Consider the following 18477-nt stretch of genomic DNA (forward strand, 5'->3'; position numbering starts at 1 on the left):
TTCGTTCCTCGCAATGACCTAGTATCTGTAATATTCTGGTTTGAATGGACCTTCAACAGGAACGCCAATATAAGCAGCCTGATCTTCACGTAAAGTTTCTAATTCAACGCCTAATTTAGCTAAGTGCAAAGCAGCTACTTTTTCATCTAAATGTTTTGGTAACATGTAAACGTCATTGTTGTAAGCAGCACTGTTATTCCATAATTCGATTTGAGCCAAAGTCTGGTTTGTGAATGAGTTACTCATTACAAAACTTGGGTGACCTGTAGCACAACCAAGGTTTACTAAACGACCTTCAGCCAAAATGATGATGTCATTTCCGTTGATAGTGTATTTGTCAACTTGTGGTTTGATTTCGATTTTAGATGCACCGTGGTTTTTGTTCAACCAAGCCATGTCAATTTCGTTATCAAAGTGTCCGATGTTACAAACAACAGTTTTATCTTTCATTTGCTCGAAGTGCTCTCCAAGAACGATATCTTTATTTCCGGTAGTTGTAATGATGATATCAGCATTAGCAATTACAGTGTTTAATTTTTTAACTTCATAACCGTCCATTGCAGCTTGTAAAGCACAAATTGGGTCAATTTCAGTAACAGTTACAATAGATCCGGCACCTCTAAAAGAAGCAGCAGTTCCTTTTCCAACGTCACCGTATCCGCAAACGATAACTCTTTTTCCAGCTAACATTAAGTCAGTTGCACGACGAACAGCATCTACAGCAGATTCTTTACATCCGTATTTGTTATCAAATTTAGATTTAGTAACAGAGTCATTGATGTTGATTGCAGGCATTGGTAAAGTTCCGGCTTTTACTCTTTCGTACAATCTGTGAACACCAGTTGTAGTTTCTTCAGAAAGACCTTTAATTCCAGGAACTAATTCAGGGTAACGATCAATAACCATATTAGTCAAATCTCCACCATCATCAAGAATCATGTTCAATGGTTTTCTGTCTTCACCAAAGAATAAAGTTTGCTCAATACACCAGTCAAAAGATTCTTCGTCAAGACCTTTCCAAGCATAAACTGAAATTCCAGCAGCAGCAATAGCAGCAGCAGCCTGATCCTGAGTAGAGAAAATGTTACAAGAAGACCAAGTAACTTCAGCACCAAGAGCAATTAAAGTTTCAATTAAAACTGCAGTTTGGATAGTCATGTGTAAACATCCAGCAATACGAGCACCTTTAAGAGGTTGTTCGTCTTTATATTCAGCACGAAGCGCCATTAAACCTGGCATTTCAGCTTCAGCCAATTCAATTTCTTTTCTTCCCCAAGCCGCTAGAGAAATGTCTTTTACTTTGAAAGCCACATAAGGCGTAGTCGTTGTACTCATTTATAGTATATTTGTAATTGTAAAATTTTTGCAAATTTACGTAATAACTTTAGAATTAAACTAATTTCTAAAATATTTATGAATTGTTTAATGTCGTAATAACTAGAATACTAGCAATTTAATTATCAGTTGTTAATTATCAATTGTAAATTACTCCTTTAGGTTTTAATTTACTTCGAATTACAGCAACTTTAATAATTGACAATTTATCATTCACAATTAAAAGAATGCCTTTATATAAAAAAATACAATTTAATTCCGCAACCGCTATCTACGTTTGGAAGATTACCGAACCATTGGAACAATTATTAGAAGAAGTAAGTCTGAATCCTATATGTCAGTTGCGTATTGATGGTATGAAATCCGAATTGCATCAGCGAGGGTTTCTAAGTGTGCGCAAACTTTTAAATGAAGCTGGCTATACTGATTTTGACTTGTATTATGACGAATTTGGAAAACCACATCTTCATGATGGAAAACATATTTCGATAACGCATTCGTATCAGTTTGCTGCAATAATCATTAGTGATGAAATTGTTGGGATTGATATCGAATTACAAAGAGAAAAAATTATTCGAATCGCCGATAAATTCTGTGATGCAGAATTTGAATATTTAGACCGAGAAAAAACAGCCGAATACATTAAAAAGCTAACGGTAATTTGGGGAGCCAAAGAAGCGATTTTCAAAATTCGAAACGAAAAAGGAATCAGCTTTAAAGATCATATTGCAGTAAATGAGTTTGATTTGAACCAAACCCAAACTATAGCAAGTCTTCATTTTGGTAGTTTGCACAAAGATTTCAAAATTTATTTTGAAGAAGTGGAGGATTTTACTTTAGTCTATGCTTTGGAATAATAGTTTATTTTTAACCGCAAACCTGTCTGCCGACAGGCAGGGAGAATAAAGTTTTTTCGCAAAGATTCGCAAAGAGAAACACAAAGATTCACTAAGAGAAATTTTATAAGATTTATAGAATTTCTTTAACCTGCCTGTCGGCAGACAGGTCTGTGTTCCTAAATTTTTACTCTGTTCTTAAACATATTCAGATAAAGAAAACTACCCATTTTGCGGGCTCTGTTCTTTAAAATTTCCACATTTTCACCTTCAAAAAGAGAATCTAATGTCTGGAACCAATAGTTTAACCAAATCCCAAATTCATTCGCATTGATTTGACCATCAAAATGTTCGTCTACTTTATTATGAACAGCTATTGGATTGCCTTTGAATTTTCGAACTGCAAATAAATTGGTTTCCCAAAAATCAGTTAGCTTTTCTAAATGAGAATCCCAGTCTAAAATCAGTTCGTTAAAATAAGGGCCAATTTCTTCATCAGCCCTTATTTTGCCATAAAAAGCATGGACTAAAACAGCAACATCAGCTCTGTTTTTGATGTCGTTTTTCATTTTACAGATTGTTTAGAATAATAAATAAGATGCTTGAAATAGCACTTATAATAACGCTGTTAAAGATGAATTTATGTTTCATTTGAGCAAGAATGGATGTGTTTGCAATGATGCATATAAATACAATAATTGCCAGTTGGATCATTTGTGGTATTGAAGTTCCATTAGCTAATACGCTCATGGCAGCTGCGCCACCTAAACAGCTTTGTACTAGTATGCTTAAAGTAGCAGAACCAATAAAATTTTGATTGAATCTTTCGAAGGTAGTGTTGTAAAGTGTCATAATAATTTGTTTTAATACCACAAATTTACAACGGTACTAGACCACCATTTTATGACTTAAATCATATAAAATAATATTATTTAGCGATATACTTTTCGGTTGATTATTTTTAAATCGCCTTTTTTTTCCAGTGATTTTATAGCCCGGATAACGGTTTCGACTCTTAAACCGGTTAAATCGCCTATTTGTTGTCGGGTGAAATTAATTAGAAAACCAGCTTCTTCTTTTTTAAAATTCAATTGTTCTATCGAATAATCTATTAATCGCAACACGCGGTGTTCAGGATCCTGAGAAGAAATCTCGGCCGCCATAACCGATTTGTAATAGAGTCTTTGCGATAGATTTTTGATGATTGCTAAACTGATGTCCGAATTGTTTTTTAGTAATTCAAAGAATTTGTCTTTTGTAATTATGATTAATTCGGAATCAGTCACTGCTACGGCATTGGCAGGATAAACCTGGTCAATAAACAGCGGAGGTTCGCCAAAACACTGGTTTTTATAAAAAATTCCCTGAATGAATTCTTTGCCTTCATCATTGTAATTGTTCATCTTTACTTCGCCCGAAATAATTTGGTAATAATGCGTTGGTTGTTTACCTTCTTCAAAAATGATATCGCCACTTTGATAGTTTTTTATAATGCCATTATATTTTTCGAGCAATGGAATTGCAATCATAATCGGATGAGTTTTAGGATTTCTAAAAGTGCTAATACCGTTTGTTATTTTAAAATAGTTCCTTTTTGAGGAACTAAATGAAATATACAACGGCATTATACCAAAAAGATAGAATTAAAAATAAAATCAATATCAGTATAACAAATATAATTGTTTAGAAATTGTTCTGGTACTTTGAAAAACTTTTTACTTTTACGCTCTCATGGAAAAAGTAACAATTTATCAGGAAATACAAAAAGCTAAATCAGAAAACCGGAAATTATTAGCCATTCTTCTTGACCCGGATAAAATAGTTTTGGATACTATAGCGGATTTGGTTAACAAGATAAATCAATCCCCAGCTACTCATCTTTTTATTGGCGGAAGTCTTGTAGAAAACTCTATTTTGGATGATTTGATTATTAGAATTAAAAAGGGTTGTGCGTTGCCTATTGTGCTTTTTCCGGGACATCCTTCTCAAATTTCTAATCATGCCGATGGAATTTTGTTTTTATCTTTATTGTCCGGTCGAAATCCTGATTATTTGATAGAGCATCAGGTTAAGGCTGCGCCAATTTTAAAGCGAACCAATCTTGAAATTCTGTCTACGGGTTACATTTTGATTGAAAGCGGAAGCGAAACGGCTGTTGAACGTGTGAGTAAAACAACGCCTTTGGATAGGGATAATCTTGATTTGGTATTGGCAACAGCCCAAGCAGGTGAAATGCTTGGAAGTAAATTGATTTATCTTGAAGCAGGAAGTGGTGCACAAAAAGCAGTTCCGTTAGAAATGATTGAATATGTAGCTCAAAATATTGCCATTCCATTAATTGTAGGTGGCGGAATTGTAGATTTAGAAGGAATTCAAAATGCCTATCAATCGGGTGCTGATTTAGTTGTGATAGGGACGGCTTTTGAAAAAGACGTTGATTTTTTTAATCCAAAAACAAAAATATAAATGATAGATTTCTTTTTCGCCCAATATGCTAATTACCCCACTTCGGAAATTGTATTGGAATTGATGGGTGTTTTTTTTGGATTGGCAAGTGTGTGGTTTGCTAAAAAAGATAATATCTGGGTTTTTCCAACAGGATTAGTGAGTACTTTTATTTATGCTTATTTGCTTTGGAAATGGGAGTTATTAGGTGATTCGATGATTAACGGCTATTATTTTATAATGAGTCTTTATGGTTGGTATCATTGGACGCGGAAAAAAGGTGATGTTGTAGAATTTCCTGTTTCAGTTGCGACAAAAAGTGAGCATAAGATAGCGGCTGTTATTTTTGTTTTAACTTTAGTTTTTGTGTTTTTAGTTTACCAGTATTTTGATAAATTTACTAATTGGTATAATTATGTCGATACTTTATTAACGGCACTCTTTTTTGTTGGAATGTGGTTGATGGCTAAGAGGAAAATTGAGAACTGGATTTTTTGGATTATTGGAGATTTTATTTCGATACCTTTATATTTTTTTAAAGGCTATACATTTACAAGTTTGCAATATTTAATTTTTACAGTTCTTGCAGTTTTTGGTTATTTAGAGTGGAAAGGAATTTTAAATAATCAGCAGAAACAGTCTGGAGAAGCAGCTGTTTTAGAATAATAGTTTTTGTGTTTTTAATGAGATTAATGCAATGTCTTTTTACAATTATATGAGTAAGATAGGAGTTTTAGTGTTAGAGAAATCGGGATCAATTGATGATTTAAATAAAATTAAAAGTATGGGATTGTCAGAACAGGATTTTGAACAAATCAAAGAACATGGAGTTTCATTGGAAAACATAAAAAAAGAACTTGCGATTTTTAAAAAAGGAATTGCTAAGATGGAATTACTCGAAGCAGCAACAGTTGGAAACGGGATTCTAAAACTGACCGATACTGATTTTGTTGAGAAAGCTACTTTTTTTGATACACATAAATCCAATTTAAAATTATTAAAATTTGTGCCGGCTTCAGGAGCAGCAAGTAGAATGTTTAAATTCCTGACTGCTTTCCTGAACGAATTTAATATTGAGAAAGAAACGATTAATGCTTATATAAACAGAAAAAAGGATACTAAGCTGCCAGTTTTTATCGTAGGGATGGAAAAGTTGCCTTTTTTTGAAATTATTTATAACAGATTAAAAGAAGAGTTTCCCAACTTTGATTCCTTATCTCGTGATTATAAAAATTATTATTTTATAAAATTGATGTTGGATGCAAAGTATTTTGATTTTGCTTCTAAACCTAAGGGGATTTTGCCTTTTCATAAATATATCAGCAAAATTGCTACGCCTATCGAAGAACATTTATATGAATGTGGTTATTATTCAAGTACCAATAATAAATCGTATTTGCATTTTACGGTTTCTGAGTCACATCAGGAACAGTTTGAGCAGATTATAAATACTGTAAAGGATAAGGTAGAAAAGGAAACGCAAACCAGTATTGAAGTAAGTTATTCTTATCAGGATAAAAGCACCGATACCATTGCGGTGACGATGCATGATAAAGCTTTTAGAACTGAAGAAGGAAAATTGCTTTTTAGACCTGGAGGTCATGGTGCTTTGATTGGCAATTTGAATCAGTTGGATGCTGATATTATTTTTATCAAAAACATTGATAATGTAATTCTTCATAATAATGAGAAAATTGCGCTTTATAAGAAGGCATTGGCAGGTATTTTGTTAGAACTGCAACAGCAAATTTTTGCCTGTTTGAATTTGATTGATCTCTACACGATTGATGATAAACAAATCGAAGAGATTAAAATATTCTTGAAAGAAAAATTGAATATGGATATTAAGTCTGATTTTGATTTGTACACTATTGAGAATAAAATAAAAGTGCTGAAAAATGTATTAAATCGTCCTATCAGAGTATGCGGAATGGTGATTAATGAGGGGGAACCCGGAGGTGGGCCTTTTTGGGTAAAAAGTACTGAAAAGGAAGTTTCATTGCAAATTGTAGAATCTTCTCAGGTGGATTTGAATAATAAAAAGCAGGCTAAAATTATGGCCAATGCCACTCATTTTAATCCTGTAGATTTAGTTTGTGCTACTAAAAATTATAAAAACGAAAAGTTCGATTTGCATCAGTTTGTGGATGAAAATAGCGGATTTATAGTTGAGAAAAATTATCAGGGAAAAGACATTAAAGGTTATGAATTGCCTGGTTTGTGGAATGGGGCAATGGCTAATTGGCTGACTGTTTTTGTCGAAGTGCCTTTGATAACTTTTAATCCGGTGAAAACTGTAAATGATTTGTTGAAAGAAGCACATCAGTCGAAATAAGAGATGGAAATTCAAAAGATTATATCCGAATTACAATATAAAGCAGTGCGGAGTAGTGGTGCTGGAGGGCAAAACGTCAATAAGGTTTCGTCTAAAGTGGTATTGTCTTTCGATTTGAAAAATTCTCAGGCTTTGTCTGAAGAAGAAAAAATGTTGTTAGAAACGAATCTTTCCTCAAGATTGACAACTGATTTAGTTTTGATTCTGAACTGTGATGAAGACAGGAGCCAACTTAAAAATAAAGAAATTGTCACGAAACGTTTTTTGGAACTAATAAAAAAAGGACTCATCGTTCCTAAAATTAGAAAGTCTACAAAAGTTCCAAAATCGGTGATTAAAAAACGAATCAAAGACAAAAAGAATTTATCAGAAATTAAACAATCGCGTAGAAAACCAAACTTAGATTAAAATTTCAATTAATAAATTGCTTCGCCTTTCCGATAGCTATCGGAATGCTATAGCTCGGAGCCAAATACCAACAAAAACCATTTAAAAGCGAGTTTTTGGAATTTGGAATTTGATCTTTGGGATTTGATTTTTTTAGCGTTACCTTTGCCGCGTCTCAAAGGGGTGCTCAAAATAACGAGCTGAGATCATACCCAACGAACCTGGACGAGTAATGTTGTCAAGGGAAAAAATGATAAATCAATTATAATTACTTTTGAATTATCATAAAAAAAATCAATTAACAAAAAGAATAATTCCCCCTTTTATTCGTAAAACAATTACGGATGAATACTATTTTTAAGGATGCCAAGATACTAAGTTGTATAGGCTCAAAGTCAATTCTCTTTTTTCTTTTTTCTATTTTCTTTTCTCTTCTCTCTGTAACCTCTTTTTCTCAAGTAAAAGACACTACAAAAGTGAACCAACTCGATGAAGTGCTGGTTTCGGCGGTGCGTGTTACTACAAAAACACCAGTAAGTTTTTCTAATTTAGATAAAAAAGAAATTGCTCCTCGCAATCTAGGGCAGGATATTCCGGTGTTAATGAATTATATGCCATCGGTGGTTACCACTTCTGATGCTGGAAATGGATTTGGTTACACAGGAATTCGTGTACGTGGTAGTGATGCGACCCGTGTGAATGTGACTATTAACGGAATTCCCTATAATGATTCGGAAAGTCATGGTACTTTTTGGGTAAATATGCCTGATTTTGCTTCTTCAGTTCAAAGTTTACAATTACAACGCGGAGTAGGAACATCAACTAATGGAGCAGGAGCTTTCGGAGCAAGTTTAAATATGTTAACAGATTCTTATTCGAAAAAGAGTAGTGGCGAAATTTCAAATTCTTTTGGAAGCTTTAATTCGCACAAGCATACAGTGAAATTTAGTACAGGATTGATGAATGATCATTTTGAAATTGCCGGTCGTTTGTCAACTTTAAAATCTGATGGATATGTAGACAGAGCGAGTTCTGATTTGAAATCTTATTTCCTGCAAGGAACCTATGTGGGAAAAACTACTTTGATAAAAGCTTTGGTTTTTGGAGGGAAAGAAAGAACCTATCAATCTTGGAATGGAATTGATGCGGTAACAATGGCTTCGAATAGGAGGTACAACTCTGTAGGTGAAATATTTGATAATTCAGGGAATTTTGAAGGGTTTTATAAAAATCAAATAGATAATTACAATCAGGATCACGCACAATTACATTGGAATGAAAAAATTTCAAGTCGTTGGAGTACAAATTTAGCTTTTCATTATACCAAAGGGAAAGGTTATTATGAAGAGTATGTAGATGACTGGAAGTACACAAATTTGTATTACGCAGATGATGCTCAATATTCGTTTTTAGGTTTAAATCCTATAGTAGTTGATGGCCAAACCATAACTTCAACAGATTACACTAGAAGAAAATGGTTGGACAATGATTTTTACGGAACTACTTTTTCTGCTAATTATAAAGACGAAAAATTAAATGTGATTTTTGGAGGAGGAGCTAATCGTTATGAAGGAGCTCATTTTACAGAATTATTGTGGCTTCAATATCCATCAAATAGTCAAATAGGAGTTCCTATGGATTATAATATGGCAACTAAAAATGATGTGAATGTTTTCGCTAAAATCAATTACCAACTTTGTACAAATGTGAACTTTTTTGCTGATGCGCAATTGAGAAATGTACATTACAAAGCCAATAGTGTAGATACAGGTGTAGTTAATGATAATTTTAATTTCTTTAATCCTAAAGCCGGTTTAACTTATACTATTAATAATAGCAATGCAATTTATTTTTCTTATGCAAGAGCTAATCGTGAGCCTAATCGTACTGATTACGAAGGAGGAAGTGTAAAACCAGAACGATTAAATGATTTTGAATTGGGTTGGAGATATGTAGCGCCAAAAACTCAAATTAATTTGAATGGATTTTATATGAAATACAAAGACCAGTTGGTTTTAACGGGTGAATTAGATAATGTTGGAAATCCAATTAGAACGAATGTGGGTAAAAGCTATCGTTTAGGATTAGAAGTAGATGCTAGATTTCAATTGGATAAAAACTGGGCTATTAGTCCTAACTTTACGTTAAGTGATAATAAGAATATTGATTTTGTATTGGATAATGGAACCGATTTAATTGAATTAGGAAATACTAATATTGCTTTTTCTCCAAAATTAATTGCGGCTAATAGTTTGATGTTTTCACCAATAGCTAATTTACAATTGAACTTGTTGTCAAAATTTGTAGGGAGTCAGTATATGAATAATATAAATGACGGTCAGGGTAAATTAAAAGATTATTTCATCAACGATTTTAATGCAACTTACACCATTTTTCCAAAAAGTATTTTCCAAGCTGTAACTATTAGTGTCTTAGCTAATAATTTTGCCAATAGAAGCTATATTTCCAATGGAGCTGATTATGGAGGAGGCTATGTGTATTATTATCCACAAGCTGGAGCTAATTTCTTAGCCGGATTAACATTGAAGTTTTAATTAGAACTTTTAAATAAAAAAAGCCTGAAAATTTTAAAATTTTCAGGCTTTTTTTATTTAGTTGTATACTCGGAGTATGCTTCCTATCACTTCTACTCGATATTGTTTTAATGGATATTGTAATTTTCCTTGTCCTGAAAACAAACTGTATTCTTGATTGTCACAAGGACAAACCAGGTTAATACCATTAAGTGTCAAGGTGGAACAACTACTGAGTGCCTGATTAGGACAGGCTGCATCAAAAGCATTGTATCCACTTCCAGTGTTGAATACATAAATCCCTTTTGGACCTACATCGGGACCTGCATAATAAATAGCATTGCTCACAAATTTCAGATTCGAATAGGCTGGAAGATTCAAGTCGAAAGTTACCGAAAAATTATAGTTGGGTATGTATGGATTTTTATTATTAAAGCCATTATCGGAACAGGAAAAAAACAAAAGACTAATCAGGAAAAGCGGGATGATTTTTTTCATGTTTTTAATTCGTAAAAGTATTAGTGAAACAAATTTAATTTATTTACATTTGAAATATCATATGGTTAACATATAATTATACACTATAAAAAAATATATTATCTTTGTGGAAAGAAATCCCGTTCCGATGGGATTTTTTCTATTTTATAAAATGATGAAGTTATGAGTACAGTATCTTATTACACAGCAGAAGGACTTAAAAAATTAAGAGAAGAATTAGATTATTTAAAAACGGTGATGCGTCCTAAAGCATCTCAAGATATAGCCGATGCAAGAGATAAAGGAGATTTATCTGAAAATGCAGAGTATGATGCTGCCAAAGAAGCGCAAGGAATGTTGGAAATGAAAATTGCCAAATTAGAGGAAATTCATGCCAATGCCCGATTGATTGATGAGTCAAATCTTGATTTATCAAAAGTTTTGGTTTTGTCAAGCGTTAAAATTAAGAATCAGGCTAACGGTATGGAGATGAAATATACTCTGGTTGCCGAAAGTGAAGCTGATTTAAAAACAGGAAAAATATCTGTTACTTCTCCAATCGGGAAAGGATTGTTAGGGAAGTCAATAGGTGAAGTTGCCGAAATTAAAGTGCCTAATGGTGTTTTGAAATTTGAAATTTTAGAAATTTCAAGAGATTAGTTTAATAATTTAAAGCTTTAAATATGAGTTCTATATTCACCAAAATAGTAAACGGAGAAATCCCATGTTATAAAATTGCTGAAGATGATAATTATTTCGCTTTTTTAGATATTAATCCTAATGCAAAAGGACATACCTTGTGCATTCCAAAAGTAGAAGTCGATAAGATTTTTGATTTGGATGATGAAGTTTATTTAGGATTAATGCAGTTTTCGAGAAAAGTGGCCATTGCTTTAGAAAAAACTATTCCGTGTAACCGAATTGCGATTTCAGTTATTGGTATTGAAGTTCCACATGCTCACGTACACTTGATTCCGTTAAACAAAATGGATGATATACGTTTTCAGAAAAAAGTAGCTTTAAGCAAAGAAGAATTTGAAAGCTTAGCTCAGGAAATTAGAGCTAATTTGTAGTTTCTATAATAAGTTGATATATAAGTCGTTTAGAGGTTATTCTTTAAACGATTTTTTTATGCTTTTAAATGTTGTTATTGGTTTTTTTGTAAATTCTGGTTCGGAAGTAATTATGAATTAATCTTTGTATATCTTGTAAAGCTAATCTTGTTTTATATATTTGATATTGTACAACAAACTTTTTTATATTGTTATGAGACATACTCTTTTGTTGCTTTCTTGTTTTTGTTCCTTTTTTGTTTTGGCTCAAAAGAAACAAAAAATCCAGAAAAATTATGATTTGGTTGATGCTAAGATGGATAAAATGCCAGCCGAATATAATCAGTCTATGGATGAAATAAGCCAATATATAAAAAGTAATTTTCAAACAGAATCAGATAGAATTCGCGCCGTTTTTTATTGGACAGCTAACATTATTAGTTATGATGCTGACAATATGTTTGAGGTTAAATTTGACGAATCGCTTCAAGATAGAATTGCAAGAGCCTTTAAGGCCCAAAAAGGAAATTGTTTTGATTATTCCAATATTTTTAATCAATTAGCGACTTCGGTAGGAATAAAATCGGTAGTGGTAAATGGATATACCAAATGGAATAAGGTAAAAGTGGATAATTTGTCTCATTCATGGAATGCCGCCAGAATTGATAATAAATGGTATCTATTTGATGCTACATGGGGTTCAGGATATGTTATCAATGGGATTTTTACACGAAGACTGAACAATGATCATTTTAAAGTAGATCCCGAATTGATGATAAATACCCACATGCCATTTGATTATTTATGGCAACTTAGAGAATATCCAATTACCAATCAGGAATTTATGGAAGGCGTTTATGCGGGAGATGACACAAAACAAAAATTTGATTATGCAAATGAAATTATAAGATTTGAAAGTTTGCCTAAATTGGAACAACTTTTAGAAGTTTGTCAGCGAATTGAAAAGGGAGGAATGAGAAATCAGCATATTTCTCAGGCTTTTGTATATGCAAAAACGGCTTGGAGAAATGAAAATGAAAGAGAAAAAGGAAAGAAATATACTGAAATTATAGATCAATACAATAGAGCCAATAGACAGTTAAACGATTTTATCCATTATAGAAACAAGCAATTTCAACCCATAGTTCCGGATGAGGAAATAAAAAGAAAAATACAGGAACCTATAGATAGTTTAATCAGATGCCAACAGACTCTTTTTGATTTTGAAAAAGAGGTGAGTAGCGCTAATATGTCTAGTGTTGAAAATTTACGAAAAACAATTTCTCAAACTTTAGAGAGAGCCCAAGAACATTTGCAATTTGTAAATCTGTATTTGACCAAGCCGGCTTTAGTTAGAAAAACAATGTTTTATAAGATTGTACAGAGACCTAAGATGGTAAATAATTAGATTTTGCTGTATTTCACTTGCATGGTGGTGCCTTTTCCTATTTCGGATTGCAAGACTTTGATGCTGCCTTTGTGGTATTCCTTTACAATTCGTTTGGTTAAAGAAAGTCCCAGTCCCCAACCTCTTTTTTTAGTGGTAAATCCAGGTTCAAAAATGGTGTTGAATTGGTTTTTAGGGATTCCGCTTCCAGTATCAGTAACATTTATGCGGACATAAAGAGCATCTTCTTCTATGGAGACAACAATTTTTCCTTTTCCTTTCATTGCGTCAATGGCGTTTTTTATTAGGTTTTCTATGGTCCAGCTATGCAAAGTAGGATTGAGCATAGTATAAATTTCCGAATTTGGACTTTCAAAAGAGAATTCAATTTGTTTAGAAAACCGGGATTGAAGATAGTTGTAGGTTTGTAAAGTTTCTTCAATGATATTGCTTTTTTCTAAAACGGGTTCCGAACCAATTTTAGAAAAACGATCGGTAATGGTTTGCAGTCGATCAATATCTTTTTCGATTTCGATAGTCGTACTTTCATCAATATTTTCGGTTTTTAAAATTTCTACCCAACCAATTAATGAAGAAAGTGGCGTGCCTATTTGATGTGCAGTTTCTTTAGCCATTCCCGCCCAAAGTTTGTTCTGGGTTGCAATTTTTGTACTTCGATAAAAATAATAAATCAATGCCGAAAATAAGACTATAATCAGCAATAAGGCAATGGGATAATATTTCAGTTTATTCAGTAAAGCTGAATTTCCATAATACCATTTTTGGAATTTATTAGGTGCATATTCAATAATAATAGGATCGTTTTCTTTTTTTAATTGGGATAAAAAATCCATAGCTTTTGACTTGTTTTTTACTATGGCTTCATCAATGTTAATGGTGTTGATGATACTGTCGTTTTCGGTAAGAATGACCGGAATAGAGGTGTTGTTATTGAAAATTTGGAGAGGAAGTTCAACATCGGTATTTTCATCGGCATTGATGAGGGTTTTTTGGGCTTTTGCCAAAAGGTTCATCTTTAGACGTTCTTCGTTTTTAAATATCTGAAAAAAAGTATAGGTATTCCAAAGAATCAAGGAAATGATTAAAAAGGAAGCGAAAATAAGAATCCATCTTCCAGTATTTCTTTTGTCCGAAAATTGCATAAACGATATTTAGAACTATAAATATAACGAAATATAAGTGGTATTATTTTAGTTTTTTTTAAGTTTTATGTATCGGCTTTTTTGCTGAGAGTTCTTCTGTTTTTATCGAACCGTCTTGCCTGACAAGGAATTAAAAATTAAAATTAAAATTGTAAAACAAACATTGTGGTCAGATAGAAGAAGTTATTATATTTGTAAAACAAAGTTTTTCTGTAAAGAGTTTTGTTTTCGGTTGATTTTGAATAGATTGATTTAGAAATTAGCAAATACTCAAATGAAAAGAACGTATTTCAGTCGGGGAATACTTTTTGGATAATAATAATCAAATAACAATTAAAATAACGAAGATGGAAGTTACAGGGAAAATTAAAGTTGTTAATCCGGAGCAACAAGTTAGTGCATCATTTAGAAAAAGAGAATTAGTTGTTACTACCGAGGAACAATATCCTCAACATATCCTAATTGAGTTTACACAAGACAAATGTGATTTGTTGAACAATTATAATATTGGGGAAGCAGTAAAGGTTTCTATCAATTTAAGAGGTAGAGAGTGGGTAAATCCACAAGGGGAAACAAGATATTTTAACAGTATCCAAGGTTGGAGAATCGAAAAAATGGCTGCTGAAGCTCCTGCTGCTGCACCAATGCCAGCTGCTCCAGCTTTTGCACCGGCAACAAACTTAAACGAAGATGAGCCAGATGATTTGCCGTTCTAAAAAATAAAGAAATTAGAAGTTAGAAGTCAGAAGTTTGAGTTTACTTGAATTTCTGGCTTTTTTGTTTTGATATTGCCATTGATTTTTGAAATTTAAGCATGTATTACTTATCTCAGGACTTATTTTTTCCGCCAGTTCACCTAGCCCATTCTTCAGGAATTATTGGCTTAGGAGGAGATTTGTCGCCTGAGCGCTTACAATTAGCCTATAATAGTGGTATTTTTCCCTGGTTTGAAGATGGAGAACCTATTACCTGGTGGTCACCAAATCCCAGAATGGTTTTGTTTCTGGACGAATTGGTAGTTTCTAAAAGCATGCGTAACATTTTGAAAAGGAATGTTTTCAAAGTGACTTTCAATCAGAATTTCAGGGATGTGATTTCCAATTGTCAAAAGATAAAACGGGAAGGTCAAAACGGAACCTGGATTACTAATGACATGATTGAAGCCTATTGTAAACTCAATGAATTAGGAATGGCCAAATCGGTTGAGGTCTGGCAGAATGATGAACTCGTAGGTGGCTTGTATGGTGTTGATTTAGGACACATTTTTTGTGGCGAAAGTATGTTTTCTTTAGTTTCCAATGCCTCTAAAGTAGCTTTTATTGCCTTAGTTGAGAAACTTAAAAATGAGAATTACAAACTCCTCGATTGTCAGGTTTATAATTCTCATCTGGAAAGTTTAGGCTGTCGCGAAATTGAACGCGATGAGTTTATGGCAATTTTAAATAGCTTCTAATCCCGAGACTATAAACTGCCATTGTAATTTCAATTGGTCTTCCCAAGGCATGGCATATACCTCTTTTTCTTTCATTTCAGTTTCTAATGCTGTGGCAGATAATTTTCCAGAAAGTAATTCGTTTTTCCATTGTATAAATTGGTCACTCCATTCGTTTAAATAAGTATCAGGCCAGACCAATTCTCTGTCTTTTTTTGGAAAAATAAACAAAGGCATTTCTGAAACCAAGGTTAAGCAATCGCCTCCCAAACTTCGAATGGATTCCATTGAACTCGCATGAAATTGTGCCGCTGTTTTGGTGTCTCCTAAATTTAAAAAATGCTCTCGCATTTTTCCACCATCAGGACGGGTACAAAAACCTTCATCAATGCGTGTGAATCCTTTTTCACCTTTTCGGTCTAAATCATATAAGTCATAACCCAGTTCAGTTGTTTTGTTCTTGCAATCTTGTCTTAGTTTTTTTGTTCTGTCAATCCAGGCTTCATCAATTAAAAACCAAGCCCCATAACTTGATTTCATTCCGTGAAGAGAGGCGTGTAGGGAAAAAGTAGCATTTGCTGTTTTCCAAAAATTATAAACAGCAGTATTTTCAGGACGCAAAACAGGAATTTTTCCTTCTATTGGATAACCAAATTCTAAATCCCGTCCGGGTAATTCCCTTTGGACATGGAGTAAATATTGGGTTAAGTCTGTTTTGGTGTCGGTATAGTTATACCATTTTAAGTTTTGTTTTTCCCCATCAGGATTGGTATGAGGAACAATCCACCAACTATATTTTTCCAATAAAACATGGTTTTCTGGTAACGTTGAGAAATAGGAAACTAATTTCTTTAAAAGCAATGGGCCAATAGGTTCATCAGCATGATTACCTGCAATAAGACTAATGTTTTTAATACCTTTTCCAAATCGGAAGCCTTGAATAGTATGACCTTCAACAGAAGTACCAATATTAATTCCTTCAGTTTCTACTAAAGGCGTATCTAATATAAAATGGATATAATCGTATAAATTCATGGTAAATATTTATGAATTATAAAGATACAATTGAATCCCGAATAGCTTTTATTTTTAATAACAAAGTTCATAAAGAGAATTACAAAGACACAAAAAAGGATTTTTAAGATTTCTTGAATTTCTTAAACCTGCCTGTCGGCAGACAGGTCCGTGTTCCTTTTTAATGTAAACGCTAAAAATTCAACTTCACAAAACTCCAATCCAAGGTTTTATATAAGACCAATTCATTTTTCAAACTCGGTAAACCGATGATCAGTTTCAGGGTTTCGTGTGCCATCATGGTGCCAATCATTCCCGGTAAAGTACCTAGAACGCCATTAAAACTGCAATTAGGCACATCTTTAGGATTAGGTGGTTCAGGAAATAAATCACGTAGATTTTTACTTCCCTGATGATTAAAAACAGCTAACTGACCTTCGAAACCTAAAATACTGCCATAAACCAAAGGTTTTCCTAAAGTTACGCAAGTATCATTAACTAAATAACGGGTACTAAAATTATCCGAACCATCGACTACAATGTCAAAATCAGCAATAATTCTGGAAGCATTTCCAGCGGTTAGTTTTTCTTCGAAAGTCAGAACTTCAATGATCGGATTCAGTTTTTCGACAGTCGCTTTTGCAGTCAGGGCTTTTGATAGACCTATTTGCTCTTCGGTATATAAAATTTGGCGGTGAAGATTATGAATTTCGATAGTGTCAAAATCTACAATGCCAATAGTTCCAACACCTGCAGGAGCCAGATATTGTAAAATAGGGCAGCCTAAACCGCCGGCACCAATAACAAGTACTTTGGCATTTTTAAGTTTGTTTTGTCCTTCTTCTCCAATTTCAGGTAAAATTACCTGTCGATTGTATCTTAAAAAATCTTGTATTACGCTCATTTTTTAATAAGGTTCTAAGTTTGTAAGTTGCTAAGAATCTTAGGAACTTTAAAAATAAGTTCTGTCCCAATCTTTCCAAACAGGTTCGTATCCTCTTTCGGTAATAATTCTTGCAATTTCTGCTACTGAACGTTCATCACTAATTTCAAATTGCTCCAAGGATTGAGGATCGACAACATAACCTCCAGGATTCGTTTTTGAACCTGCACTCATACTGGTAGTTCCAATGGGGATAATGTTATTTCTAAATTTTTCATTCTCTCGGGTCGAAATCGAAATCTCCACATCTTCATTCCACAAACGGTAAGCACAAATTAATTGGGTTAAATCCTTATCGTCCATGATAAAATTGGGTTCGATAATTCCTTCGGCAGGGCGCAGTCTTGGGAAGGAAACAGCGTATTTGGTTCTCCAATAAGTCTTTTGTAAATAATCCAAATGCAAGGCATTAAAGAAACTATCGGTGCGCCAATCTTCCAGACCTAATAAAACGCCCAATCCAATTTTGTGAATACCCGCTTTCCCAATTCGGTCAGGAGTGTCAAGACGGAAATCAAAATTTGATTTCTTGCCTTTGGTATGGTATTTTTTATAGACTTCCTGATGGTAGGTTTCCTGATACACTAAAACCGAATAGACTCCTGCTTCATGCAATCGCTCGTATTCTTCCTGTGAAAGTGGTTGCACTTCGACAGAAATAATGGAGAATTGTTCTCTTATTTGTTCAATTGCATTCAGGAAGTAATTGATGTTTACGGTGTAATTGGCTTCGCCGGTAACCAATAAAACATGATCAAATCCTGCTTTTTTCAAGGCTTCGGCTTCGATTTTTATTTCCGAATCCGTGAGGGTTTTTCGTTTGATTTTGTTATCCAGACTAAAACCACAATAGGTGCAAATGTTTTGGCATTCATTACTTAGATACAACGGAGCATACATCTGAATCGTTTTACCAAATCTTTTTTTAGTCAATTCATGACTTAATTGCGCCATTTGTTCCAAATACGGCTGAGCAGCAGGAGAAATTAAAGTTAAAAAATCATCGAGATTTCTTTTTGACTTCGCTAATGATTGTTCTACTTGCTGGACTGTAGTAGTATAAATTTTGGATTGAATTTCATTCCAATTGTATTGTTCAAAAACCGATTTAAATGTTTTCATAGTTTTTAACCGCAA

20 protein-coding genes are annotated in these 18477 nt (G+C 33.4%); 11 read left to right on the top strand and 9 right to left on the bottom strand.

The window, feature by feature from the left end:
- Positions 1-18: 18 nt before the first annotated feature.
- Positions 19-1335 (bottom strand): adenosylhomocysteinase, encoded by a 1317-nt coding sequence (ahcY, locus tag EOD40_RS04175; protein ID WP_128193643.1) that lies wholly within the window; start codon positions 1333-1335, stop codon positions 19-21.
- A 227-nt stretch (positions 1336-1562) separates the two neighbouring features.
- Here ahcY and EOD40_RS04180 point away from each other — a divergent pair, with 227 nt between their 5' ends.
- Positions 1563-2192, top strand: a complete 630-nt coding sequence (locus EOD40_RS04180) for a 4'-phosphopantetheinyl transferase family protein (RefSeq protein ID WP_128193644.1) — start codon at positions 1563-1565, stop codon at positions 2190-2192.
- A 158-nt stretch (positions 2193-2350) separates the two neighbouring features.
- Here the strand turns inward: EOD40_RS04180 and EOD40_RS04185 are convergent, their stop codons facing one another.
- The 3 genes from EOD40_RS04185 to EOD40_RS04195 all read right to left on the bottom strand — a co-directional run bounded on the left by EOD40_RS04185 (position 2351) and on the right by EOD40_RS04195 (position 3700).
- Positions 2351-2740 (bottom strand): group III truncated hemoglobin, encoded by a 390-nt coding sequence (locus EOD40_RS04185; RefSeq protein WP_128193645.1) that lies wholly within the window; start codon positions 2738-2740, stop codon positions 2351-2353.
- Position 2741: 1 nt separating this feature from the next.
- Positions 2742-3023 (bottom strand): hypothetical protein, encoded by a 282-nt coding sequence (locus EOD40_RS04190; protein ID WP_128193646.1) that lies wholly within the window; start codon positions 3021-3023, stop codon positions 2742-2744.
- An 80-nt stretch (positions 3024-3103) separates the two neighbouring features.
- Positions 3104-3700: a Crp/Fnr family transcriptional regulator gene (locus EOD40_RS04195; RefSeq protein ID WP_128193647.1), complete on the bottom strand. Its 597-nt coding sequence runs from the start codon at positions 3698-3700 to the stop codon at positions 3104-3106.
- Between the two features lie 202 nt (positions 3701-3902).
- On the opposite strand from EOD40_RS04195, the gene EOD40_RS04200 reads away from it, so the two are divergent.
- From EOD40_RS04200 to EOD40_RS04220, 5 genes are all read left to right on the top strand, one after another.
- On the top strand, positions 3903-4637 hold the full coding sequence (locus tag EOD40_RS04200; RefSeq protein WP_128193648.1) for a geranylgeranylglyceryl/heptaprenylglyceryl phosphate synthase: 735 nt from the start codon (positions 3903-3905) through the stop codon (positions 4635-4637).
- Positions 4638-5282, top strand: a complete 645-nt coding sequence (gene pnuC / locus EOD40_RS04205; protein ID WP_128193649.1) for a nicotinamide riboside transporter PnuC — start codon at positions 4638-4640, stop codon at positions 5280-5282.
- Between the two features lie 49 nt (positions 5283-5331).
- Entirely contained in the window at positions 5332-6951 is a 1620-nt protein-coding gene (locus EOD40_RS04210; protein WP_231129577.1) for a DUF4301 family protein, read from the top strand.
- Between the two features lie 3 nt (positions 6952-6954).
- Positions 6955-7359 carry an alternative ribosome rescue aminoacyl-tRNA hydrolase ArfB gene (gene arfB / locus EOD40_RS04215; protein ID WP_128193651.1) on the top strand — a complete coding sequence of 135 codons (405 nt, stop codon included), beginning with the start codon at positions 6955-6957 and terminating at the stop codon, positions 7357-7359.
- Between the two features lie 323 nt (positions 7360-7682).
- Complete coding sequence (locus tag EOD40_RS04220) at positions 7683-9893, top strand: TonB-dependent receptor (RefSeq protein WP_128193652.1); 2211 nt, start codon at positions 7683-7685, stop codon at positions 9891-9893.
- Between the two features lie 57 nt (positions 9894-9950).
- On the opposite strand, the gene EOD40_RS04225 is transcribed toward EOD40_RS04220, so the two are convergent.
- Entirely contained in the window at positions 9951-10370 is a 420-nt protein-coding gene (locus tag EOD40_RS04225; protein WP_128193653.1) for a Rieske (2Fe-2S) protein, read from the bottom strand.
- A gap of 162 nt (positions 10371-10532) precedes the next feature.
- Between EOD40_RS04225 and greA the strand changes: the two genes are divergently transcribed.
- The 3 genes from greA to EOD40_RS04240 all read left to right on the top strand — a co-directional run bounded on the left by greA (position 10533) and on the right by EOD40_RS04240 (position 12809).
- Positions 10533-11009 (top strand): transcription elongation factor GreA, encoded by a 477-nt coding sequence (greA, locus tag EOD40_RS04230; RefSeq protein ID WP_128193654.1) that lies wholly within the window; start codon positions 10533-10535, stop codon positions 11007-11009.
- A gap of 23 nt (positions 11010-11032) precedes the next feature.
- A complete protein-coding gene (locus EOD40_RS04235) occupies positions 11033-11422 on the top strand; it encodes an HIT family protein (RefSeq protein WP_128193655.1) in 390 nt (129 codons plus the stop codon).
- Positions 11423-11615: 193 nt separating this feature from the next.
- The gene (locus EOD40_RS04240) at positions 11616-12809 is read left to right on the top strand and encodes a transglutaminase domain-containing protein (protein WP_128193656.1); all 1194 of its coding nucleotides are present in this window, start codon (positions 11616-11618) and stop codon (positions 12807-12809) included.
- Here EOD40_RS04240 and EOD40_RS04245 read toward each other — a convergent pair.
- Positions 12806-13951 carry a sensor histidine kinase gene (locus EOD40_RS04245; protein ID WP_128193657.1) on the bottom strand — a complete coding sequence of 382 codons (1146 nt, stop codon included), beginning with the start codon at positions 13949-13951 and terminating at the stop codon, positions 12806-12808. The genes EOD40_RS04240 and EOD40_RS04245 overlap by 4 nt on opposite strands.
- 347 nt (positions 13952-14298) lie before the next feature.
- Here EOD40_RS04245 and EOD40_RS04250 point away from each other — a divergent pair, with 347 nt between their 5' ends.
- Both EOD40_RS04250 and aat read left to right on the top strand, forming a co-directional pair.
- The gene (locus EOD40_RS04250; RefSeq protein WP_128193658.1) at positions 14299-14667 is read left to right on the top strand and encodes a DUF3127 domain-containing protein; all 369 of its coding nucleotides are present in this window, start codon (positions 14299-14301) and stop codon (positions 14665-14667) included.
- A 98-nt stretch (positions 14668-14765) separates the two neighbouring features.
- On the top strand, positions 14766-15404 hold the full coding sequence (gene aat, locus EOD40_RS04255; RefSeq protein ID WP_128193659.1) for a leucyl/phenylalanyl-tRNA--protein transferase: 639 nt from the start codon (positions 14766-14768) through the stop codon (positions 15402-15404).
- Here the strand turns inward: aat and EOD40_RS04260 are convergent.
- From EOD40_RS04260 to thiH, 3 genes are all read right to left on the bottom strand, one after another.
- The gene (locus EOD40_RS04260; RefSeq protein ID WP_128193660.1) at positions 15390-16418 is read right to left on the bottom strand and encodes a M14 family zinc carboxypeptidase; all 1029 of its coding nucleotides are present in this window, start codon (positions 16416-16418) and stop codon (positions 15390-15392) included. The genes aat and EOD40_RS04260 overlap by 15 nt on opposite strands.
- Before the next feature lie 172 nt (positions 16419-16590).
- Positions 16591-17301: a HesA/MoeB/ThiF family protein gene (locus EOD40_RS04265; RefSeq protein ID WP_128193661.1), complete on the bottom strand. Its 711-nt coding sequence runs from the start codon at positions 17299-17301 to the stop codon at positions 16591-16593.
- 48 nt (positions 17302-17349) lie between these two features.
- On the bottom strand, positions 17350-18462 hold the full coding sequence (thiH, locus tag EOD40_RS04270) for a 2-iminoacetate synthase ThiH (RefSeq protein ID WP_128193662.1): 1113 nt from the start codon (positions 18460-18462) through the stop codon (positions 17350-17352).
- Positions 18463-18477: the final 15 nt, after the last annotated feature.

The organism is Flavobacterium sufflavum, assembly GCF_004016525.1.
Taxonomy (GTDB): Bacteria; Bacteroidota; Bacteroidia; order Flavobacteriales; family Flavobacteriaceae; genus Flavobacterium; species Flavobacterium sufflavum.